The following is a 20,827-nucleotide window of genomic DNA, read 5'->3' on the forward strand; positions in this document are numbered from 1 at the left end:
CCGGTTGACGCCGTGCAGCAATACCGACACAATAGCGCTCCTTCGACGCAGCTCGAACGGAATCTGCGGGAATAGCTCAGTTGGTAGAGCGCAACCTTGCCAAGGTTGAGGTCGCGAGTTCGAGTCTCGTTTCCCGCTCCAGATCAGGAAAAACGCTCCCGGAAGGGGGCGTTTTTCGTTTGTGCCTGCTAGGTGCGACGGTACTTCTGCCACGCCGTGGCCAGTGACACGGCAATCAGCGCCAGCAGCAGGGCCAGGTCAGCCAGCAACAGCCACAGCAGGTGCGTGCCATACACCGGCGACTGATGCATCGCACCCATCGCGAACGGGACCGACCATGCAAGCAGCAGCGTCCAAGCGATCAGCAGGCGCAGCCAGAGCCGACGCCATTGCCATGGGCGCACGATCAGCAGCATGACCGCAAGTTCGGCCGTGCTCATCAGGGCAAACGTGACAACCTTGCCGGTCGGGTAGGGCAGGATCGCCCCGGGCTCCAGGCCGCGCTGCATCCAGTAGTCGGGTTGCGTACCCGCGTGGATCAACGCTGCCATCAGCATCAGCCAGATCAGTGTTGCAACGACGCCGTATGGGCGGATCCTGCGCTCAGGCATCGGTGGGTTCCCTGCTGTTGGTACGGATGGCGGCGTGCGCGGACAATCGCGCTGCGGTGGAGATCGCGGCCAGAACCAACAGGCCCGGACCGAGGCTGAAGTACAGCATACGCAGCGGATGGTCCTGCAGCATCCAGGCCGCGATGGCGAGCGGAATGGCCAGTATCAGCAGTTTTGCCGCCAGCGGCCGCGCGACCGCGATCATTGGCTGTGCGCCTATGAACAGCACGTACGCGTAGTACTGCGCGAGACCCAGGCCGATGTCGCCGTGCGAGCTGAAGCCGACATGGTGGCCATACCCGTTCATGCCCAGCGGCATCAGCGTCCCATAGAGCGCGCCCACCAGCAGGTGCAGCAGGAGAGAGATCAGCAGGGGTTTGCCACGCAGGAACATGGGCGCATGCGTCCGGGCGGGGCAGGGTACCTCACCGCGCCAGGCCTGGATCGGCATGCGTGAAGACTGTTGACGACGTGAAGGAATTTGGACACAATAGCGCTCCTTCGACGCAGGTCGAACGGAATCTGCGGGAATAGCTCAGTTGGTAGAGCGCAACCTTGCCAAGGTTGAGGTCGCGAGTTCGAGTCTCGTTTCCCGCTCCAGATTCTACAGGGCCCCTCTCGGGGCCTTGTTTTTCTCCCGCCACGGCAGGGCGGGGCACGTTGAGCCACAAGGCTTTGCGCGCAGTCAGAAATGTGAAATCGCTGGTGTGTGTTTCGATTTTCCGGTACCATGGCGGCTTATGCGGGAATAGCTCAGTTGGTAGAGCGCAACCTTGCCAAGGTTGAGGTCGCGAGTTCGAGTCTCGTTTCCCGCTCCATGTTTCGACAGGCCCCATCGCGGGGTTTTGTCATGTCAGGGGCTCCGTTCCTGGCTGTAGTACGTTGGCCTCATGGCAGAGTGGCTATGCACCGGATTGCAAATCCGTTTACAGCGGTTCGATTCCGCTTGAGGCCTCCACATAAACCCCTGATTCGTCAGGGGTTTTTCTTTGTCTGGCGTTTGGCTGCAGGCTCTGGAATTCCCTGCTTTGGGCATGAAGTCAGCCGTCTGCCACCCGTTTCCGGGTGGCAGAGGCGCATCGGCATGTGCCAAGTGCGTTTCGTGAGGTTGAGCGGGGATGGAAACCAAGCGGCGCCGGGCCGATTCCCTGGAGGGTACGGGACGCTGTCAGGTCCAAGGACCATATAGATCGCTGGGATCGATTCCCGCTCGGGTCAGAATGCGATCACGTCGCAATTGTTCTGCCCATTGTGCCGTGAACTGCGCTGTTGGCACTTCCGCAGAGGTGCGGCATATCGGACAGGTCAGCTGCACGCCGCTAGGAACTTCTTCAAGCCCAACGCCTGCAGACAGCCGGGACTCGTTGCCGCAGGCCTGACAGTTGCAGATCACAGCCTCGACGTTCTTGAGGCTGCCGTTGATGCGCAGCAGAGCGCTGATCCTGAGGATCCGGAACGAAGTTGGGGTGGTCATGGGGTCCAGCCATATGAGGGCTGGACACGGGCACGAAGAATTTCGCGCCGGAGAAGAGCCAAGAATAGTGACAGTATCGTCAAACCGGTGAAGGGCGCATCAAGCCTGACAGTATCAATCCCTTCCTCCTTCGCATCTCTGTCGTGCGCAGCAAAGCCCGGGCGAGGTCGAGGTTCTTCGCGCGCTTTCTCGAGGTTGCCGACCGGTGAGCGTTCCTACAGCGGGGAAACGGAAATGAGCTTCCAGCAGCCTTCTGCGATCTCTTCAGCACCAGGATCCCCTCGCAGGCTGGACCTGCTTGCCAGACGCTCCTGGAGATCGTGCAACCAGGCGATGCGGGTGCCGTGCGGGTTCCTGATGTATATGTCGCAGGCCAACCGAACAACGGGTGCAACCTCATGACGAAAGTTCATTGCAGGAAGGGACCCGGCATTGAAAGCCAGTTCCCAGTGAGCGAGCTCTCTGTCTATGTCGACATAGTCCTTGTTTCTAAGGCTTTCCATGGCAGTTCTCCTATCGGAACCTGGACTGTACGCGCTTGCTCGCGCCGCTGTCTGCGCCGTTGTTCATAAATGGGACGCTGCAGCACGTTCCCCTAACAGGGGAAAGAGGACTGTGAGTGGGCAGCACTGAGCTGCACTGGAGTAACAGATGAACAATATCAATCAGAGTCAGGATCCCCGCAGCAACGACAGCGCCGATGCAAAGAGCGCTGGTCAGCAGGGACAACAGGGCCAGGTGAGTGGCGATGAGCTCGCTGGCAACCCAGATGGAAAGGGCGAAAAGGAGCTGCAGAAGCAGCAGCAAGGCAGTCAGGAAGACAGTAAACAGGGAAGCGGCGAGGAAAAGCAGGATCAGCAGCAGAACGCTCGCCGCTAGGGCATGACGAGGAGCCGTGCCTGGCGCGGCTTTCTTCCCGCTCAGCAGGATTCAAGAATGATGGCATTGCATGAGCAAGCGGTAAGTTTGATGACCAAGATCATGTATCAGTCACGCCCCGCAGTTACCACGACCATGGGGCTGTGTCGTTCCTGTCACTCCCCCAGCCCTGGTGGGATGGACTGTGCGCGCTGCCTCACTGAAGAGCTGGGAAGAGTCATTGAGAATCGAGGTGCAGCTGTGCGTTGGCTCGATTCGTTTTTGAAGGTTCAGCAGGACGAGGCACAGGTTTTCCTGTGCGCCAGTCGTGTCGCCCCGGGTGGGCACCTCTGAGCCCTCTGCACGGCTTCGGTCACCCCCATGCCTTTCTTCATCAGCATCTACGACAGGAACGGGAGAGGCTTGCGCCTTCCTGAAGGTTGGTGGATTGACTTGTCATGCGCCTCTCCGGCCTTGGTCAGGCGATCAACCCGGATTGATCTGCCCATGTCCTTTGTTGACGAGCATCCCCGGCTGGACCCGGTTGTTTTGGACGATCTCCATCGCCGTATTGAAGGTGCCCAATGGCTGATCTGGAAAAGCATGACCCCATAAGCGTACGCTGGCTCAGCTTTCGCCTGCGAAATGGGCAGTCCATCGGGCCAGAGAAACTGAAGGCCGTCTGGTCAGATGCTGCCGAGACCAACAGCTGCAGCGTGCGCAGGGAGCACGGCCCCGACGGTCATGTTGTCTATGTGCTGTATGCATCACGTGGTCTCCCAATGCCGCGGCGAGCAGAACTGCGGCTGCGATCAATGCTGGAAGACGCTGGGTACGCCTTCACCATGGGGGCGATTGCCGGTGGGCATCCGGCCGGAGGCTGAGCCCACTGTACCGGCCCAGGACTGGCGACGGTCAATGGCAGCCGGGCGGCTGCGGCCCGCCGAGCGTCATTTGCCCCTGCCAACCTGCACTGCCGGCCCAGCAGCCGCCCTGCTAACGTCCGTCCCCACACTCAGGAAGAGGGGCAGGCAATGCGCGCATTGGCAATCCGGCAGGCGATCCATCTTCCTCTCGGCGCAATGCTGGCCGTGATCGTGTTCGCCTTCACCGTGCCGGGTTACAGCTCGCTGTCCCAGCACCTCAGTGAGCTGGGGCTGATGCTGGGCCTGCCGGCACACGTGTTGACGGCCTGCATCGTGATCAATGGCGGGGCCATCTTCCTCTTCAGTCTTGCGCTGCTCGGCTGGGGGCGACGCTTCGCACTCACCGCGCTGACCTCCACCCTGTTTGGCATCGCCATGCTCAGCAACGGCCTGTTCACTACTGGCAGCCCGCTGCACGGCATGTACTCCATCGGCATCTTTTCGATCCTGATGCCGTTGTTGTTCCTGGTCGAGCTGGGTACCGATGCCTCCGCACGCATTGCCTGGGTAGCGCGGGTGACCTCGCTGCTGGGGATGGCGTATCTGTGGTTGATGCTGTCCGGCCTGGATCCGCAACCCTGGCATGGGCTGACCCAGCGCATCGCGCTGTTGCCTGCATTTGCCTGGTACACCTTCGCCGCGCTCGAACTGAGACGGGTGTTCGGGAACATCTGACAACGTGGCTGGTTAAACTCATGCCATGAACCAGATCGACAACTTCCGCGGCGCACTGCTCGGCCTGGCCTGCGGTGACGCCGTCGGCACCACGGTGGAGTTCAAACCGCGGGGCAGTTTCACGCCGCTCACCGACATGGTCGGTGGCGGGCCCTTCCATCTGAAGCTGGGCCAGTGGACCGACGACACGTCGATGGCGATGTGCCTGGCCGAAAGCTTGGTGCGCTGCGATGAGTTCGATGCGCGCGACCAGATGACCCGCTATGCCAACTGGTACCGCAACGGCTACTGGAGCGCGACCGGCGAGTGCTTCGATATCGGCATGGCCACGCGCGCGGCCATTGACCAGTTCCTGCTCAGCGCCCAGCCGTTGGCGGGCAACGAAGATCCACGCAGCGCCGGCAACGGTTCGATCATGCGTCTGGCGCCGGTAGTGCTGCGCTATGCAGGCACGCCGGAGTTGGCGGCCATGGCCGAGCTGAGTTCGCGCACCACCCACGCCGCGCGCGAATGCCTGGATGCCTGCCGCCTGCTGGCCGTGGCGATGGAACGGGCGCTGGCCGGGCAGCCGAAGCAGGCCGTGCTGGATCTGCGCGATGTTCCGGTGCAGGGTGAACGCCTTCAGCAGATTGCGGCGGGCCACTACCAGCAGGCGAGCCGCGAACAGATCCGCGGCAGCGGCTATGTCGTGGACAGCCTGGAAGCGGCGTTCTGGTGCTTCCACCGGCACGACAGCTTTGCAGCGGCCGTGCTCGAGGCGGCCAATCTGGGCGATGACGCCGACACCACGGCTGCAGTGCTCGGCCAACTGGCCGGCGCCTTCCACGGCGCGGCAGGCATCCCTGCACATTGGCTGCAGGTGCTGGCGATGCGCGCGGAGATCCAGGTGCTGGCCGACGCGCTGCATGAACGCAACCGGGTCACGCAGGCAGGCGGGGGCTTTGCCGCTGCCAGCGAACCGTCGTAGCGTAGGCAGCAACGGCCTGTATGGCCACGGACAGGAGGTCTGGATGAACGCACGCCTGGGTATCGGTCTGGTGTTGCTGGTGCTGGCGCCGTTGGCATCAGCGCAGGTCTACAAGTGCAAGGGTGCATCGGGTGAGACTGTCTATTCGCAGGACCCCTGCGGTGCGGGCAGCGAGCCGGTGAAGCTGCGTTCCAATCGCGCCGCCTCCGAGAGCGCCGGCGAGGCGTCCAACCGGGCCGCGGTGTATCGCACCACGGGCATGAGCGATGCGGCCATTGCCGAGCGTAACTGCCTGCAGAGCGAGCAGTCGCGCATCCATGCCCCGCTCGAATCGCGCACCCAGGCCGTCAACCGGCAGGTCGCCGAGCTGGAGCGCCAGTTGGCGGTGACCCGCAGCGCTCCGCCTGCGGAGGGGAACGATGTATCCCGTGCGACCCTGGAATCGGGCATGCGGGCGCAGATATCCAGTCTGCAGCAGTCGCTGAGTGCGGAGCGGGTCGCCGCCGATGCACAGATGTCCACCGCGCGCGACCGCTGTGCGACGGCGCGCCGACAGCAAGAAGACCAGGTCAATCAGCAATACGCCGCCCCGGCCAGGCCCTCGCCCTGAGGCGGCGCTGACCGGGCCGGTAGGGCGCCGGCTCGTGACGCAATCAGTCTCAAACCAGCGCGACATGCGAACGGGGTATGGTCGAGGTCCAGGCATTTGGGAGCAGCAATGGCACGTAGGGACATGCAGGACCGCATGCAGCACGCGGCAGGCCAGCGATGAGCAGATCCTCCGCAGATGTGCGCTGGCTGACGTTCCGGCTCAAGAACGGTCAGTCGATCGGGCCGGACCAACTGAAAGACGGCTGGGTCATCGCCGCCGAGACGCGGCACTGTGGCGTGCGCCGTGAGCATATCGAAGGCTCGGGCATGGTCTACGCCCTGTATGGCCCTTCCGATCTGCCATCACCGCGCCGCGCTGAGCTGCGCATGCGCGATTTCCTGATGCGCTCGGGCTACACGTTCACCATGGGCACGCTGGGCGGCTGAGGTCGCCCCCCGCTTGCCCGCACGCAAGCCGCTTACGGGCGCACGGTCAGGACCTGGCCGATGCTGCCGATCGGTCCCTGTTCGTCGTGCAGTACGGTGCTGGTCAGGCCGATGCCCTGGCTGCCGAACGAGACCGAGGTATCGAAGCCCAGCCAGTCGCCCTGCGGTGTACCGAACAGGTGCACGGTCAGGTCCAGGTTGGGGAAAGCGACGTCCTTTGGATCGGCGCGCACGGCCATGCCGTTGGACAGATCGAACAGGGTGGCGGCGCGGGCCAGGGGGCTCACTGTCTCGCCGTCCAGCAACGCCTGTTTCGCACGCGCCCAGTACGTCGCGCGGCCAGGGCCCTGGTCGTCGCGGCGGATCTGCACGTGCTGGATGAAACCGCCGGGCCAGACCAACGCCGGGTCCCATTCGGGCATGGTTTCAGGCCCTGCAATGCGGGCAAGCGGCGTGCCGGCAATGGCGGCGGTATCGTTCGGACACATCAGCCAGGCGCGCACGCGCAGGGCAGCGCGGTCCTGGTGGGTGAGGGTGGCTTCAACCAGTTCGATGGTGCGTCCACCGCGCAGCACCTGCACCTGCGCCTGCATGGCTTCAATCGGAATGGTGCCGAGAATGTCGTAGGACAGGCGGCCGATCAGGAAGCCATGGCCGCGTGCGGCCGCATCGCGTTCCAAGTGGTGGGCAAGCAGTCCCATTGCCGGGGCGATGTGCTGTTCGTTGGTGTTCCAGGCACCGCCCACATGTGCGGTCGGCAGGTAGCGGGTGTCGCTCAGTCGTTCGAAAAAGGCCATCGGTTCACGGTGCGGTGGATGGAACGACGCGCACCACGGCGCGTCGTCTGGCCATCGTAACGCTGCGCCCGCGGCGTTGCGCGTGGACGTGATCTTCAGCGGGTGGCGGCGGCCTTCAGCGCGTCCACCACCTGCGCGCCGCTGAAGCCGCAATGTCCTTCGCCCACGGAAGGCAGCACGCGCAGTTCCGCGGCACTGCCCGCACGTGCGGCCAATTGTGGATACACCGCCTGCATGCGCGGCACGATGGTCGGATCGCCATGGTTGAACTGCAGCACCAGCGGCCGTTGCAGACGGCCACTCAGTGACAGCCGGTCGCGCACGTACGCCTGCGCAGCGGCATTGGCCTGCACGCGCTGCACGCCCGCGTTGAAGGCTGCATCATCGCCGAAGCCACTGTAGACGGTGCCGTCGTTGCCTGCCGGCAGGCCACCGGCGCGCTGCGCCAGTTCATGCAGTACCAGCGCGTGCAGGCTGATGGTTCCGGCCAGCGCATCCGGCGCCACCTGCAGGCGCGCGGCCAGTTGCGCGGCGTGCTTCGGCTGTGTCGCCAGCGCGGTGGCGATGCCCTGGTACAACGCCATCTGCGGCAGTGCAGCGGCCTCGCTTGAGAGCAGGCCGGTGGCGGGAAGGCCCTCGGCCTTGGGGAAGAAGTAGTTGAACGCCACCAGCGTGGTCAGCAGATCCTCGGCCAGCGTTTGCCCGGGTAGCGTGGCACCACACAGTGAAACGCCACCCGCATAGGCGTTGGGGTGCTGTTCCAGGCTCGCCGCAGTGACCGCGCCGCCCATCGAGAAGCCCAGCATCCAGGTGTGCCGCACCTGCTTCAGTTGGGTCAGCGCGTGCTGGCGCAGGCGCTCCATGTCGGCCACCGCATCGGCCACCGCCCAACCCTGGCTGGAATAGGCGCTCTGGGCGACGGCATAGCCCGCATCAAGCAGCGCCTGGGTGCTGTCCGCAGCAGACATCGGTGTCTCGCGCGGCACGCCCACGGGTTCATAGCCATGGGCCAGCATCACCAGTTCACCGTTCCAGCGCGCGGGCACATCCAGGCGCCACGGTGCGCCCTGCAGTTCCCCGCTGAGCGTGCGTGGCGTCGGCGGGGTGGCCGCGTGCAGTGCGGGAAGGGGCAGCAGGCCGATGACCAGGGTCAAAGCCAGCAGAGCGCGCATCGCGGTCATCCCTGCGCCACCGGAGCTTGGCAGGCCATCCGATGCATCGGGAAATCCATCGCCTGCTGCGGGTTGTCGTGGGCGATCTCGATGCGCGCGTGCAGGCGCTGGTTGTCGAGGCGCTGGTAGTGGATGCGCTGCGGGAAATCGTTGGTGGGGTTCTCGAATACCGCGCCATCGGCATCCACCCGCGTGGCAGTGAAGTCGGTGGCGTTGCGCCCGTTGGGCAGGGCAGTGAACACCAGTCGGCCATCGTCGTGCTGGCGCAGTGCCATGAACTCGAAGCCGACGGTGCGACCGTCACGCAGGCTGCGGCTGCTGCCGAACAGGGTGGCACCGGCGGGCGTGGACCACTGTTCACCGGCGCCTATGGGTTGCCCATCCAGATGCCAGCAACCGGCCAGCCACGCCAGCTGTTCGATCTTCGCCGGCGTACCGGCGCAGGCGGCCGAGGTCATCAGCAGTGGCACCAGGGCCAAGGCCATGCGGTTGGGCATTGGTGCCTCCATGCGCGGGTCGAGCGGCCTGTATAGCGCCGACACGGCACGCGAGCCAGTGCCGCCGGGGATTGGGCGATGTGCGATACGATAGGTCTCCAAAAACACCATCTTTTTGATGTAGAGTCCCGTCATGGTCGACCGTCTCGCTGTCCTGCTGGAACGTTTCGCGGTCAACGCATCGGTGTTTCATGCCGGGGCGCTGTGCGGCATCAACAGCCTGCCGGGCGAAGACGAGGCGGGCCAACTGCATCTGGTGCGGCGCGGGCCGGTGCAGGTCAGTCATGGCCAGCAGACCGTGCAGGTCGATGCGCCCAGCCTGCTGCTGTATCCGCGGCCGATGCCGCACCGCTTCAGTACCGACCCGCAGCGCGGCGCCGACATGGCTTGCGCCAACCTGCATTTCGAAGGCGGTCGGCTCAATCCGATCAGCGCGGCCCTGCCGGATTTCATCTGCCTGCCGTTGGCCGATCTGCACGGCGGTGCGGCTGCCCTGGACCTGCTTTTTGAAGAAGCCTTCGAACAGCGCTGCGGTCGCACCGTGATGGTCAACCGCCTGTTCGAGGTGGTGATGATCCAGGTGCTGCGGCAACTGATGGAAGGCGGGCAGATGCGCGGCGGCTTGTTTGCCGGGCTCGGCCATCCGCGCCTGCGGCTGGCACTGGTGGCAATGCACCAGGCCCCGGCGCAGGCCTGGACGCTGGAGGACCTGGCCGAAACGGCGGGCATGTCGCGCAGCGTGTTCGCTGCCAGTTTCCGCGATGCCATGGGCACCACGCCCGGCCAGTACCTGCAGGGCTGGCGCGTTGGCCTGGCCCAGCAGGCGCTGCGCCAGGGCCGCCCGCTGAAGCGGATTGCCGATGACGTCGGCTACGGCAGCGAGGCCGCGCTGTCGCGTGCGTTCAAGGCCCACACCGGGCAGTCCCCCCGGCAGTGGCGCGAACAGGACCGCGCCAGCGCCGGCTGAGGGCTCAGCCCATCACCAGGCGGGCCAGCTTCATGCCGCCAAACAGGCCGGCCACGCCAAGTGCGACCGAGCCGCCGGCATACAGTGCCGCCAGCCCATGCTGGCCACGCTGCAGCAGCAGGCCGATTTCCAGCGAGTACGTGGAGAACGTCGTGTAGCCGCCAAGAATGCCCGTGGCCAGCAGCAGCCGCAGCTGCGGCGAAGCGCCGTTGCGCAGGGCAAAGGCCTCCACCACCACGCCCATCAGCAGTGCGCCGCTGATGTTGATGAGGAACGTGGACCATGGCCAGGGGCTGCCAACCGCGACGCGCGCGCCGAGCAGGTTGCAGGCATGGCGCAGGCAGGCACCGACGCCGCCGCCCAGGAAAACCAGCACGTAATTGTTCACTGCTTGCATCGCTTGCCTCGAGTACTTGTCTGCAGGATCGACGGCGTACGCGATGGCGGGCACGGCCTGCCATCGACGAACGCCGGGTTCGTCAACAACAGGAGCCATCAGCCATTCCAGGCGGTTATCGGGGGAGCCCCATCCCCATCGGCGTCCATGCTACCAGCGCAGCGCTGGCCTGGGCAGCCTGGATCAGGGCAGGGCGGTTGCGACCACGCGTGCCACCTTGCTGCGGCTGATCCCTTCGCGCAGCAGGTCATTGGCCATCAGTCCCAGTGATGCCTGACGGCGGAAGCCGACATCAAGCCCGCGTCGGTCCAGGATGTTGGCCACCAGTTCGTAGGCGGTTTCCCAGACATCCAGGTAGGCCTCGCTGGGCATGTACATATAGGCGGTGCCGCGCTCGCCCACCGCGCCATCGACCGGGCCGAACAGCAGCTCGCGCGCGTCCATCTTCACCGCATCGGCGATGCGGAAGAGCTGCTCTGCCTTTACGTGGTCGGCTTTGACGTTGTCATTGAGCCAGTTGCTGACGGTAGCCGTGGTGCTGTTCGCGGCGCGGGCCAGGTCGGCCGGGCGGGGATGCCCGGCGTCTTTCATGGCGGCGGCGAGTCGTTGTCCGAGAGTATTCATCTATGCAAGCCAGCTTAACGCGTGGATTTAGAAGAATCCTTGCCGCCAGAATAAGTCTGATGACAAAAGAGATCGAAAATGGACGAATTCTGGTGCAAGCGTCACGTGCGCGCGCGGCTGGGACTTCACACCGACGCGGAGCTGGCCAGGCTCTTTGGAATCAGCAGATCCGCTGTCTCGCAATGGCCCGGCGACGTTCCGATTCCGCCGCTGCGGCGCTTCATGCTGCAGCAGCGTTATCCGGCCCTGTTTCCGGTTGAAAAGAGCAAAGCAGTGGAAACAGCCTGAATTGCGACATGACGTGTCGAATATGGGCCGGGAAATCCATTTTGTTAAGCATGCTTATCGTCATAGCTCAATTCGATTGAAAAATCCGCTGCACGGGCCCTCGCCATGCTCACAAGGCACGGGTGTCGGCATCGACGCGGTCCTGGCAGGGAGGCATGACGTGCCTTGGAGGATGAACGATTAATAATTTCAATCACAAAAGTCGCATTCCCTAATTGACCTGTCGTGAAAATTGTGACTAATTGGCATCAACCGGTTGTGAAGGCCGGGAGTCTTTCAGTAGCACGAAAGTGGATCGGTTGACCGTCAACGATGCAGGACAAGTCCAACGGAGGTCGTATGGAATACGGCATGCATGGCTTGGCTGAACGGGTACGCCGCGAACTGGAAGCCAGTTATCACAAACACGGATGCGGTCCGGCGTTCTGGGACACCTACCAGCAGGTGCTGGACCGGTTGGTTCCGCAGGGGACCGAGCGTACCGAAGTCACCAACGATCTGGCGCTCATCATCGAGCAGCTGGGCATCGTGCGCCGGGCGCAGCTGGTGCCGCCGGACGGCAGCAGCCGGCCGCGCTGAATCAGGACAGTCGCCAGGCACCACAGGCAAGCAGGGCCAACAGCAGGGATGCCAGCGCGGTGGTGCGTGGGCGCCACCAGTGGCGGGCCTGGCCGGCCATGCGCTGCGGGCTGCAATAGCGCACCAGCCCCGGGCCGAAGCCGGCGCGGTGCTGCTGCTGTGCGCATGCTTCCAGGCAGGCACCGCAGGCCAGGCAGTCGGCCTGGGGCCCGTGGCGGATATCCAGCTGCATCGGGCAGGCTGACACGCAGGCCGCACAGTCCAGGCAATCGCCCAGCCGGTCCGCGCTGAAGGTAGGCATCGGTCCGGCCAACAGCGGGTGGGCAGCGCGGAAAACGTAGTCCTGTGCGGTCACCGCATCCAGCAGGCCACGGCCACGGCCGAGCACGCCGCCCAGCGCCGGCGGCCGCGGACCCCGCGGTTCGCCGCGGCGCGCGTCGTACAGCATGCGCGGGGTGTGCGGATCGGTCAGCAGTGGTTGCAGGCGGGCGAACGGGCACAGGGAACGGCACACCTGTTCGCGCAGGAAGCCGGCGTTGCCGTAGGTAGCGGCCGAGTAGAACAGCACCCAGAACAGCTCCCCGCCGGTCCAGCCGGCGTGGGTGGCCGCACCCAGCAGATCCTGGATGGGGCTGAACAGGCCCACGAAAGTAATGCCGGTCCACAGTGAAAGCAGCAGCCAGCTCAGCCGTGTGGCAGGGCCCGCCACACGCGCCGGCAGCCAACGCGCCAACGCGCGGGCGATGCCATCGAAGGCGCGCATCCACAGGGTCTGCGGGCAGCCATGGCCGCACCAGACCCGGCCCGCCAGATGGGTCAGCAGGGCCAGGCTGACCGCGAGCACGGCCAGCAGCCCCAGCAGCACGCCGACATCATCCGGCCACAGGGTCCAGCCGAACAGATCGAAACGGCGTGCGGTCAGGTCCAGCAGCAGCGCCTGGCGGCCGTTCCAGCGCAGCCAGGGCAGCACGTAGAACAGCGCCAGCAGGGCTGCGCTGAGGACGCCGCGCCAGCGCCAGGGGCGCGGCAGGGAGAGCGGGGCGCGGTTCATCCCAGTGGCAGCTCATCGTCATCGCCGTCGCTGACCGGCCGCTGCAGGTACCAGGTCACCGCGCTCGACAGGGCAGTGACCGCCCAGAACATGAAGAAGCCGACGGTGTAGCCCAGCTCGCGGCTGATCGTGCCGCCCGGGAAGCTGATGGCCTGCAGCCGCAGAGGGTCGACGAAGGCGAAGAACACCACGCTGGCCAGGCCGGCGGCGATGAAGCTGGGCCAGAGGACCGCGCCCCAGTGCTGGATCAGTTGCTGGCGGCGGCTGGAAGACGGTGTGTTCATGCTGTCCCAGGTCTGAGGAAGAGGGCGGCGCGTATACTTCGCGGTGGTCGGCGCAGCATCCGCAGGGCATGCGTCCTGCAAGCGCGTCAGCCTAGGCGGGCCCGGCCACGCCGACATTGATCTGGATCAACAGCGGCAGCGGCCGCCTTCGGCACACTGCCGATCCGTACTGGGTAACCCGATGAACGCAGCATCCCCGACCGAACTTCCCACCGCCTCGCTGGCGCTGTGCAGCGAAGAGGAAGTAACCCGCCTGGTCCACGACTTCTATGCCCGGGTGCGGCAGGAGGAGCGGCTCGGTCCGGTATTCAACGGGCATGTCCATGACTGGCCCTCGCACCTGGCCCAGCTGGTCGATTTCTGGTCGGCCATGCTGCGCGGTACCCGCCGCTTCAGTGGTTCGCCGATGTCCAAGCACATGGCCATCGCGCTGGACAAGGATCTGTTCGACCGCTGGCTGGTGCTGTTCCACATCACCACCGCCGAGTGCGGCAACGCGCCGATGCAGGCGCTGGCCGACGACGTGGCCAAGCGCATCGCCGAGACCTTCTGGCGCCGCTACCAGATGCTGCGCTGGCCGCAGGTGGGCCTGCCGGTGCTTGGCGAACGCGGCCAGGATTGATCCAGGTCAAGGCGGGGGCGATGCGCCGGCGCGATGCTGGCGCCATGGACACGTTCTCTCCCTCCGCTGGTGGCCTGGCCTGGACCTTCGACCCCGATCTGCTGCGCAGGCATGACCGGCCCGGGCCGCGCTACACCTCCTATCCGACCGCGCCACACTTCCACGATGGCTTCGACGCGCCGGCCCTGCGCCAGGCGATCGCCGACAGCAATGGGACAGCGCGTGCGCTGTCGCTGTATGTGCACGTGCCGTACTGTTCCAGTCCCTGCTTCTACTGCGGCTGCAACCGGGTGATCACCCGCGATCGCGGCCGTGGCCACAGCTACGTGGCGCGGGTGCTGGCCGAGGCCGACCTGCTTGCACCGCAGTTCGATGACGGACGCGAAGTGATCCAGCTGCACCTGGGCGGCGGCACGCCCAATTTCCTCGACGCCGAGGCAATGACCACGCTGGTGGAAGGGCTGCGTCGGCGTTTTGATTTCAGTGATTCGTCACAGCGCGATTTCTCCATCGAACTGGACCCGCGTTTCATCGATGCGGGTGACGTGGCGATGCTGGCACGGCTGGGCTTCAACCGCGCCAGCCTGGGTGTGCAGGATTTCGACCCGCAGGTGCAGGCGTCGATCAACCGCGTGCAGGGCGTGCGGCAGACGCTGGACATCCTGCGCGCCTGCCGGGACAGCGGCATGCGCTCGGTCAACGTCGATCTGATCTACGGCCTGCCCGGGCAGAACCTGGAAGGGTTCGGACGCACCCTGGAACTGGTGCTGGCGCTGCGTCCGGATCGACTGGCCGTGTATGGTTACGCCCATCTGCCGCACCTGTTCCGCGCGCAGCGGCAGATCGATGAATGCCGTCTGCTTTCGCCGGAAGACAAGCTGGCCCTGCTCGGGCTGGCGGTGGAACGGCTTTCCGCAGCAGGCTACCAGTACATCGGCATGGACCACTTCGCGCTGCCCGAGGAAGACCTGTCACGCGCGCAGCGTGCCGGCCAGCTGCACCGCAACTTCATGGGCTACACCACCCACGCCGACACCGACCTGCTGGGCCTGGGCGTCAGTGCGATCAGCCACGTGGGCGCCACCTACAGCCAGAACCCGCGTGATCTGCCGTCATGGGAAGCGGCGGTGGACCAGGGCCAGCTGCCGGTCTGGCGCGGCGTCGCGCTCAGTCAGGACGACCAGCTGCGCGCGGAGCTGATCCAGCAGCTGATGTGCCAGGGCGAGGTGGATGGGCATGCCCTGGGCCTGCGGCATGGGGTGCGGTTCGAGGAGTACTTCGCCCAGGACCTGCAGGCCGTGCAGCGGCTGCAGCACGATGGCCTGGCCGAATACAGCAACGGCGTGGTGCGCACCAGCGAACCGGGGCGGCCGCTGCTGCGGCTGCTGGCGATGTGCTTCGACCCTTATCTGCGGGCTGCGCAGGAACAGCCGCGGTATTCGCGGGCGATCTGAGCGCGTTGTTCAGCGCGGTTCGGGCGCGGGGGCGTCACGCGGTGGTCCGAACTCGCGCGCCACATTGGCAGGGCTGCTTGCCGTGCGGAACACGGTGGGCCAGTCACCAGGTTCGCCGCCCAGACAGTCGGGCTGCAGCTGCACGGTCTCCGGCTGGAAGGCCGCGCCGTCCCAGCGCCAGCTCGCGGCATGGCCGCAATCGCCGCCGCCCCGGTAGAAGGTGGTTTCGGTGAGGCGCTGGCTGGACGGGTCGAAACGCGCCCAACCCAGTTGCTGCAGTTCGAAGCTGGGCGCATCGTCGGTGATGGGCGGCGCGCCGGCCACGGTGAAGTCCAGGGCGCGGGCGCTGGGAACGCGGCCATGGTCGACCACGAACACCGCGACACTGGCGTTGTAGGCGCCGGTCCGGCAGCCGATGAAGACCAGTTCCCGATGTGCGTCGAGGGCGAAGGCCTGATCGTACTGGCGGGCGATGCTGTCCTCGAGGTCGCATTGCCGCTGCAGCAGCGCTTCGGTATGCAGCCGCCGCAGTCCGGCAATGCGCGAAGCGACCAGTGAGGGCGACAGCGTGCGCGTGCTGGCGGGTGCGACCTGCAGGGCTGGCAGCCGCGCGGGCGGGGCGGCTAAGGCACCTGCTGCGGCAGTCGCCGCCAGCAGTGCCAGCCAGGGACGTAGGTATCGCATCTTTATCGATCCTTGACGAAGTGGTGCCCGGAGCCGGAATCGAACCGGCATGGGGTTGCCCCCGGCGGATTTTAAGTCCGATGCGTCTACCAGTTTCGCCATCCGGGCCTGCAGCGCGGGGGAATTGTAGCGGAATCGCATGGCCGCCCGGCAGATAACGCTGCTTTTACGCAGCTGGCTGTGGCGCTGGTTACAGTCCGCCCACTCTCCCAGGAATGGCGACATGCACGGACGTGGCAGGCAATGGACGCAATGGGCGCTGGTGCTGGCCGCCGGGTTGGCCGCCGGGACGGTTGTGGCGCAGCCGACCCCACCGCCCGTCGATGCGGTGGTCGATCTGGATGCGGTCCAGGTGACTGGCGAACAGCCAGGGCCGGGGCTGTGGAAGGTGACCGGCCCGCAGGGGCATGTGCTGTGGATCCTCGGCACGGTATCGCCGTTGCCGGCGCGCATGGAATGGCGATCGGACGAGGTCGAACGCACCATCGCCGGCGTCGATCATGTGCTGGGTGAGCCGGGTTTCGGGCTGGACGCGAAGATCGGCTTCTTCAAGGGCCTGACGTTGCTGCCGCTGGCGAAGAAGACGGCGCGCGACCCGCAGGGCCGCACGTTGGACCAGGTGCTGCCCGCACCGACCCATGCGCGCTGGCTGGGCCTGAAGCAGACCTACCTGGGCAATGATCGCGGCGTGGAGAAGGATCGCCCGCTGGTGGCCTCCGGCCGGCTCTACCAAGCGTTCCTCAAGCGCAACGACCTGCGTGACAGCAGGCAGGTCAAGGATGCGCTCAAGCGGGCCTACAAGGCCCATGATCTTGATCCGGAAGATGTGCAGGTAAAGCTGAAGATCGATGACCTCCGTGGCGCGCTGAAGGAGCTGCAGGCTTCGGAAGTGGATGACCGTGCGTGCTTCGAGCGTACGCTCGACACCGTGGAGTTCCAGGCGCCGGTGCTGCGCGAGCGCGCCAATGCCTGGGCGCTGGGGGATATCGCCGCGTTGAAGCGGCTGCCCGTGTCGGCGATGGCGCAGAGCTGCCGAGAGACGCTGCAGGATTCGGAGTTCGTGCGCCGCCGCGGCTGGAGCAACCTGCCGCAGCAGGTGCGTGCGCGTTGGCTGCAGGCCGCCGATGCTGCACTTGCCAGGCATGCAGGTACCTTCGCCACGATGCCGGTCAGCCAGCTGCTGGGCGAGGGCTACCTGGAAGAACTGTCGCAGCGTGGCTATGTGATCGAGGCACCACCGGAATAGTCAACGCTTGAAGTCCTCGCGCTTCCTGTCATATTTCCCTCTATCAGGGGAAGGGGAGCGTTGAAGATGGCGTTGCATGCGTTTGCCTATGTCAGCACGGCCAGGGAGGGTTTGGACGTGCCCGAACTCGATGCGCTGCTGGCCGACGCGACCCTCTTCAACCGCATGGCCGGCGTGACCGGTGTCCTCATGTTCGATGGCAGCCGCTTCCTGCAGTACATCGAAGGTCCGCGCGATGGCGTTGCGTCGGTGCATGCGCGCATTCTCAACGCGCGCCGCCACGGCAGCATCAACGAGCTGGCCGCAGGCGAACTGCAGGCGCGCTGGTTCCCGCGCTGGACCATGGCCAACTGCATGGTTGAACCCGGCGTGCTGGACAGCATCGTTGCCGCGCCGTGGCATGGCTTCGACAGCGGGCCGCCGTCGTGCAGCCATGGCTTCGCCCTGCTGCTGCGTGCCTGGACCGGCGGCCATGGTGAACTGGAGCCGGCTGCGGTCAGCCTGGGCTCCTGAGGCCGGCGTGGCCTGCCGCCGCCGGGGCGGGTAACCTTGGCGCATGTTTGCTTCCGCGTCGGACATCCGCATGATCCCTTCCTTGTCGCTGCCTTCGGGGCGTCGCGCATGAGCGCGCCCATCAGCGCTGCGCATCTGCCGCTGCCGGCCGTGATCGGACTGGGCTATGTCGGCCTGCCACTGGCGGTGGCCTTTGGCCGGCATCTGTCGACCCTGGGCTACGACATCGACGCCGCACGCATCGCCGAGCTGGGCAGCGGCCAGGATCACACCCTGGAGATGGAGCCCGAGGAACTGCTTGCGGCTGTGCAGCTGCGCTACAGCAGCGACCCTGCGCAGCTGGACGCGTGCAACGTCTACATCGTCACCGTGCCCACGCCGATCGATGCGTACGAACAGCCGGACCTCGAGCCGCTGCGCTCGGCCACGCGGCTGGTGGCCAGCCATCTGCGCGCCGGCGATCTGGTCATCTACGAGTCCACGGTCTACCCGGGTACCACCGAGGAAGTGTGCGTGCCGCTGCTGGAAGAGGGCTCGGGACTGCGCTTCAACGAGGATTTCTACTGCGGCTACAGCCCCGAACGGGTCAGCCCTGGGGATCGCCAGCGGCGCCTGACCGACATCCGTAAGATCACCTCCGGTTCGACCCCGGCGGTGGCGGCGGTGGTCGACGGTCTTTACCAGCGCATCATCGCCGCCGGCACCTTCCCGGCGCCGTCGATGCGCGTGGCCGAGGCGGCCAAGGTGGTGGAGAACATCCAGCGCGACGTCAACATCGCCCTGGTCAACGAACTGGCGCTGATCTTCGACCGGCTCGCCATCGATACCCAGGATGTGCTGGACGCTGCGGGCAGCAAGTGGAATTTCCTGCCGTTCCGGCCCGGCCTGGTCGGTGGCCACTGCATCGGTGTGGATCCCTATTACCTGCTGCACAAATCCGAGAGCGTGGGCTTCCACCCGGACCTGATCCACACCGCGCGGCAGGTCAACAACCGTGTCGGCGAACACGTCGCCACGCGCGTACTGGCGATGCTGGCCGAGCGCGGTCGCGCGGCGCCGCAGTCGCGCATCCTGGTGCTGGGCGTGACCTTCAAGGAGGACTGTCCGGACCTGCGCAACAGCCGCGCGCTGGAACTGGCCCAGCGCCTGCAGTTGGCCGGTGCACAGGTGCAGGTGAGCGACCCGTGGGTGGGGCCAGCCGCACTGGCCGACGCCAACGTGCACTGGGTGGCCGAGCCGCAGGCCGGGCATTACGACGCGGTGGTACTGGCGGTGGCCCATGCCAGCTTCAAGGCGCTGGATGAAGGCCGCATCCGCGCGCTGCTGGCACCGGGCGGGCTGGTCTACGACGTGAAGTCGGCCTGGCCGCGCAGCGTGGTCGACGACCGCCTGTAGACACCCGCACGGTAGACTGGGGCGGTTGCAACCGAGGAACGCCATGCACCGGTATATCGTCTACCTGCTCGCCATCCTGCTGTTTCCCCTGTGCCTGTGGCTGGCCACGATCTGGCCGGCCTGGTACTGGGGCGTCGGCCTGACCGCCGCGATGGTGGCACTGGGCACCTGGGACCTGCTGCAGAAACGCAGCACACTGCGCCGCAACTATCCGGTGATGGCGCACTTCCGCTACGGGCTGGAATCCATCGGCCCGGAAATCCGCCAGTACTTCGTGCAGAGCGACCTGGAGGACGTGCCGTTCTCGCGCCAGCAGCGTGCGCTGATCTACCAGCGCGCCAAGAACGAGATGGACACGGTGCCCTTCGGTACCCTGCGCAGCACCTACGCGGTGGACTACGAGTGGATCAACCACTCACTGGCACCGACCACCATTGCCGCGCATGATTTCCGCGTGCTGATCGGTCCTACCTGTGCCAAGCCCTATTCGGCCAGTGTGTTCAATATCTCGGCGATGAGCTTCGGCTCGCTGTCGGCCAACGCGATCCGCGCATTGAACGACGGCGCACGTCGCGGCGGTTTCTACCACGACACTGGCGAGGGCTCGATTTCGCCGTATCACCGCGAGATGGGCGGTGATCTGGTCTGGGAAATCGGCTCGGGTTACTTTGGCTGCCGCGACGAGAAGGGTGGTTTCAGCGAGGAACGCTTCATCGCCAATGCCACCCACGATCAGGTGAAGATGATCGAGATCAAGCTGTCGCAGGGTGCCAAGCCGGGACACGGTGGCGTGCTGCCGGCGCCGAAGGTGACTGCCGAAATCTCCGCCACCCGCGGCGTGCCGATGGGCGTGGACTGCGTGTCACCGTCGCGCCATTCGGCGTTCTCCACACCGGTGGAACTGCTGCAGTTCGTGGCCCGCCTGCGTGAGCTGTCCGGTGGCAAGCCGGTGGGCTTCAAGCTGGCCATCGGCCATCCGTGGGAATGGTTCGGGATTGCCAAGGCCATGCAGGAAACCGGCCTGCTGCCGGACTTCATCGTGGTCGATGGTGCCGAGGGTGGCACCGGCGCGGCCCCGGCCGAATTTGTCGACCACGTCGGCGTACCGATGCACGAGGCACTGCTGCTGGTACACAACACCCTGGTCGGCCTGGATCTGCGCGAGCGCATTCGTATCGGTGCGGCCGGCAAGATCACCAGTGCATTTGAAATCGCCCGCACCATCGCGTTGGGTGCGGACTGGTGCAATGCCGGCCGTGGGTTCATGTTCGCACTCGGCTGCATCCAGTCGTTGAGCTGCCACACCGACAAGTGCCCGACCGGCATCGCCACCCAGAACCCGTCGCGCTGGAAGCACCTGGACGCGCCCGACAAGGCCACGCGGGTGCACAGCTACCACGAGCACACCCTGCATGCGCTGAAGGAACTGCTGTGTGCGGCGGGCCTGAACGATCCGGCCGAGCTTGGGCCGGAACACATCCTGCGTCGCGTTTCGCCTGTCGAAATCCGTTCGCTGGCCTCGCTGTACCGCTACCTCGAACCGGGCGAGCTGCTGCACAAGGTGCCGGACCACGCGGTCTTCCACTCGTTCTGGGCCGAAGCCCGCAGCGATTCGTTCCAGCCGCCGCCGCGCATCCAGGCGCTGCGCGCCAGCAAATCGCGATAACCGCTGTTGTAGAGTCGAGCTTGCTCGACTGCTTTTGTTGAT

The 20,827-nt window shown here is 65.6% G+C and carries 26 protein-coding genes, 5 tRNA genes and 1 riboswitch; of the genes, 19 read left to right on the top strand and 12 right to left on the bottom strand.

Translation table 11 applies throughout. From position 1 onward, the window contains the following. The first annotated feature begins 65 nt into the window (after positions 1 to 65). Positions 66 to 141, top strand: a tRNA-Gly gene (locus VER16_RS12580). 47 nt (positions 142 to 188) lie between these two features. On the opposite strand, the gene VER16_RS12585 is transcribed toward VER16_RS12580, so the two are convergent. Together VER16_RS12585 and VER16_RS12590 are read right to left on the bottom strand one after the other, a co-directional pair. Then, a complete protein-coding gene (locus VER16_RS12585; protein WP_324808629.1) occupies positions 189 to 611 on the bottom strand; it encodes a hypothetical protein in 423 nt (140 codons plus the stop codon). Next, entirely contained in the window at positions 604 to 1,005 is a 402-nt protein-coding gene (locus tag VER16_RS12590; protein WP_324808631.1) for a hypothetical protein, read from the bottom strand. The genes VER16_RS12585 and VER16_RS12590 overlap by 8 nt, the downstream gene beginning before the upstream one ends. 130 nt (positions 1,006 to 1,135) lie before the next feature. Between VER16_RS12590 and VER16_RS12595 the strand changes: the two genes are divergently transcribed. The 3 genes from VER16_RS12595 (at position 1,136) to VER16_RS12605 (ending at position 1,569) form a co-directional block, all read left to right on the top strand. After that, positions 1,136 to 1,211, top strand: a tRNA-Gly gene (locus VER16_RS12595). A gap of 142 nt (positions 1,212 to 1,353) precedes the next feature. After that, positions 1,354 to 1,429, top strand: a tRNA-Gly gene (locus VER16_RS12600). Between the two features lie 66 nt (positions 1,430 to 1,495). Further along, a tRNA-Cys gene (locus tag VER16_RS12605) sits at positions 1,496 to 1,569 on the top strand. A gap of 210 nt (positions 1,570 to 1,779) precedes the next feature. Here the strand turns inward: VER16_RS12605 and VER16_RS12610 are convergent. Continuing rightward, positions 1,780 to 2,085 (bottom strand): hypothetical protein, encoded by a 306-nt coding sequence (locus VER16_RS12610; RefSeq protein WP_324808632.1) that lies wholly within the window; start codon positions 2,083 to 2,085, stop codon positions 1,780 to 1,782. A gap of 651 nt (positions 2,086 to 2,736) precedes the next feature. Here VER16_RS12610 and VER16_RS12615 point away from each other — a divergent pair. The 6 genes from VER16_RS12615 (at position 2,737) to VER16_RS12640 (ending at position 6,549) form a co-directional block, all read left to right on the top strand. Next, positions 2,737 to 2,964, top strand: a complete 228-nt coding sequence (locus tag VER16_RS12615; RefSeq protein ID WP_324808634.1) for a hypothetical protein — start codon at positions 2,737 to 2,739, stop codon at positions 2,962 to 2,964. A gap of 563 nt (positions 2,965 to 3,527) precedes the next feature. After that, the gene (locus VER16_RS12620; protein WP_324808636.1) at positions 3,528 to 3,827 is read left to right on the top strand and encodes a hypothetical protein; all 300 of its coding nucleotides are present in this window, start codon (positions 3,528 to 3,530) and stop codon (positions 3,825 to 3,827) included. A gap of 150 nt (positions 3,828 to 3,977) precedes the next feature. Then, on the top strand, positions 3,978 to 4,544 hold the full coding sequence (locus VER16_RS12625; RefSeq protein ID WP_324808638.1) for a DUF998 domain-containing protein: 567 nt from the start codon (positions 3,978 to 3,980) through the stop codon (positions 4,542 to 4,544). Between the two features lie 25 nt (positions 4,545 to 4,569). Then, entirely contained in the window at positions 4,570 to 5,511 is a 942-nt protein-coding gene (locus VER16_RS12630) for an ADP-ribosylglycohydrolase family protein (RefSeq protein ID WP_324808640.1), read from the top strand. A gap of 43 nt (positions 5,512 to 5,554) precedes the next feature. Then, complete coding sequence (locus VER16_RS12635; protein ID WP_324808642.1) at positions 5,555 to 6,121, top strand: DUF4124 domain-containing protein; 567 nt, start codon at positions 5,555 to 5,557, stop codon at positions 6,119 to 6,121. A 158-nt stretch (positions 6,122 to 6,279) separates the two neighbouring features. Next, positions 6,280 to 6,549, top strand: a complete 270-nt coding sequence (locus VER16_RS12640) for a hypothetical protein (RefSeq protein WP_324808644.1) — start codon at positions 6,280 to 6,282, stop codon at positions 6,547 to 6,549. Positions 6,550 to 6,581: 32 nt separating this feature from the next. Here the strand turns inward: VER16_RS12640 and VER16_RS12645 are convergent, their stop codons facing one another. The 3 genes from VER16_RS12645 to VER16_RS12655 all read right to left on the bottom strand — a co-directional run bounded on the left by VER16_RS12645 (position 6,582) and on the right by VER16_RS12655 (position 9,015). Continuing rightward, positions 6,582 to 7,346, bottom strand: a complete 765-nt coding sequence (locus VER16_RS12645; protein ID WP_324808646.1) for a thioesterase family protein — start codon at positions 7,344 to 7,346, stop codon at positions 6,582 to 6,584. A 95-nt stretch (positions 7,347 to 7,441) separates the two neighbouring features. Beyond that, positions 7,442 to 8,518, bottom strand: coding sequence for a hypothetical protein (locus VER16_RS12650; RefSeq protein WP_324808647.1), 1,077 nt, complete (start codon positions 8,516 to 8,518; stop codon positions 7,442 to 7,444). 5 nt (positions 8,519 to 8,523) lie between these two features. After that, positions 8,524 to 9,015 carry a DUF6265 family protein gene (locus VER16_RS12655; protein WP_324808648.1) on the bottom strand — a complete coding sequence of 164 codons (492 nt, stop codon included), beginning with the start codon at positions 9,013 to 9,015 and terminating at the stop codon, positions 8,524 to 8,526. A gap of 133 nt (positions 9,016 to 9,148) precedes the next feature. Between VER16_RS12655 and VER16_RS12660 the strand changes: the two genes are divergently transcribed. Continuing rightward, positions 9,149 to 9,982 carry an AraC family transcriptional regulator gene (locus VER16_RS12660; RefSeq protein ID WP_324808650.1) on the top strand — a complete coding sequence of 278 codons (834 nt, stop codon included), beginning with the start codon at positions 9,149 to 9,151 and terminating at the stop codon, positions 9,980 to 9,982. A 4-nt stretch (positions 9,983 to 9,986) separates the two neighbouring features. Here the strand turns inward: VER16_RS12660 and crcB are convergent, their stop codons facing one another. Both crcB and VER16_RS12670 read right to left on the bottom strand, forming a co-directional pair. Continuing rightward, entirely contained in the window at positions 9,987 to 10,379 is a 393-nt protein-coding gene (gene crcB / locus VER16_RS12665) for a fluoride efflux transporter CrcB (protein ID WP_324808652.1), read from the bottom strand. Positions 10,380 to 10,461: 82 nt separating this feature from the next. Further along, a riboswitch (Fluoride riboswitch) is annotated at positions 10,462 to 10,525 on the bottom strand. Between the two features lie 37 nt (positions 10,526 to 10,562). Then, positions 10,563 to 11,003, bottom strand: a complete 441-nt coding sequence (locus VER16_RS12670) for a helix-turn-helix domain-containing protein (protein ID WP_324808653.1) — start codon at positions 11,001 to 11,003, stop codon at positions 10,563 to 10,565. A gap of 78 nt (positions 11,004 to 11,081) precedes the next feature. On the opposite strand from VER16_RS12670, the gene VER16_RS12675 reads away from it, so the two are divergent. After that, entirely contained in the window at positions 11,082 to 11,291 is a 210-nt protein-coding gene (locus VER16_RS12675) for a hypothetical protein (RefSeq protein WP_324808655.1), read from the top strand. A 339-nt stretch (positions 11,292 to 11,630) separates the two neighbouring features. Continuing rightward, on the top strand, positions 11,631 to 11,870 hold the full coding sequence (locus VER16_RS12680; protein ID WP_116862951.1) for a hypothetical protein: 240 nt from the start codon (positions 11,631 to 11,633) through the stop codon (positions 11,868 to 11,870). 1 nt (position 11,871) lies between these two features. Here the strand turns inward: VER16_RS12680 and VER16_RS12685 are convergent, their stop codons facing one another. Beyond that, complete coding sequence (locus VER16_RS12685; protein WP_324808656.1) at positions 11,872 to 12,921, bottom strand: 4Fe-4S dicluster domain-containing protein; 1,050 nt, start codon at positions 12,919 to 12,921, stop codon at positions 11,872 to 11,874. Then, positions 12,918 to 13,205 (bottom strand): hypothetical protein, encoded by a 288-nt coding sequence (locus tag VER16_RS12690; RefSeq protein ID WP_324808658.1) that lies wholly within the window; start codon positions 13,203 to 13,205, stop codon positions 12,918 to 12,920. Before VER16_RS12690 ends, VER16_RS12685 begins: the two co-directional genes overlap by 4 nt. A 181-nt stretch (positions 13,206 to 13,386) precedes the next feature. Between VER16_RS12690 and VER16_RS12695 the strand changes: the two genes are divergently transcribed. Both VER16_RS12695 and hemN read left to right on the top strand, forming a co-directional pair. After that, complete coding sequence (locus VER16_RS12695) at positions 13,387 to 13,827, top strand: group III truncated hemoglobin (RefSeq protein ID WP_324808660.1); 441 nt, start codon at positions 13,387 to 13,389, stop codon at positions 13,825 to 13,827. A 44-nt stretch (positions 13,828 to 13,871) separates the two neighbouring features. After that, on the top strand, positions 13,872 to 15,281 hold the full coding sequence (hemN, locus tag VER16_RS12700) for an oxygen-independent coproporphyrinogen III oxidase (protein ID WP_324808661.1): 1,410 nt from the start codon (positions 13,872 to 13,874) through the stop codon (positions 15,279 to 15,281). Positions 15,282 to 15,290: 9 nt separating this feature from the next. Here hemN and VER16_RS12705 read toward each other — a convergent pair whose 3' ends face one another. Both VER16_RS12705 and VER16_RS12710 read right to left on the bottom strand, forming a co-directional pair. Continuing rightward, positions 15,291 to 15,965: a DUF1176 domain-containing protein gene (locus tag VER16_RS12705; protein ID WP_324808663.1), complete on the bottom strand. Its 675-nt coding sequence runs from the start codon at positions 15,963 to 15,965 to the stop codon at positions 15,291 to 15,293. 21 nt (positions 15,966 to 15,986) lie between these two features. Next, positions 15,987 to 16,073, bottom strand: a tRNA-Leu gene (locus tag VER16_RS12710). A gap of 115 nt (positions 16,074 to 16,188) precedes the next feature. Between VER16_RS12710 and VER16_RS12715 the strand changes: the two genes are divergently transcribed. From VER16_RS12715 to VER16_RS12730, 4 genes are all read left to right on the top strand, one after another. Beyond that, complete coding sequence (locus tag VER16_RS12715) at positions 16,189 to 17,211, top strand: TraB/GumN family protein (protein ID WP_324808665.1); 1,023 nt, start codon at positions 16,189 to 16,191, stop codon at positions 17,209 to 17,211. 66 nt (positions 17,212 to 17,277) lie between these two features. Next, positions 17,278 to 17,724: a BLUF domain-containing protein gene (locus VER16_RS12720; RefSeq protein ID WP_324808667.1), complete on the top strand. Its 447-nt coding sequence runs from the start codon at positions 17,278 to 17,280 to the stop codon at positions 17,722 to 17,724. A gap of 108 nt (positions 17,725 to 17,832) precedes the next feature. Continuing rightward, on the top strand, positions 17,833 to 19,119 hold the full coding sequence (locus tag VER16_RS12725; protein WP_324808669.1) for a nucleotide sugar dehydrogenase: 1,287 nt from the start codon (positions 17,833 to 17,835) through the stop codon (positions 19,117 to 19,119). A gap of 43 nt (positions 19,120 to 19,162) precedes the next feature. After that, complete coding sequence (locus VER16_RS12730) at positions 19,163 to 20,785, top strand: FMN-binding glutamate synthase family protein (RefSeq protein WP_324808671.1); 1,623 nt, start codon at positions 19,163 to 19,165, stop codon at positions 20,783 to 20,785. Positions 20,786 to 20,827 lie beyond the last annotated feature (42 nt).

It is taken from the genome of Stenotrophomonas sp. (assembly GCF_035634915.1).
Taxonomy (GTDB): Bacteria; Pseudomonadota; Gammaproteobacteria; order Xanthomonadales; family Xanthomonadaceae; genus Stenotrophomonas.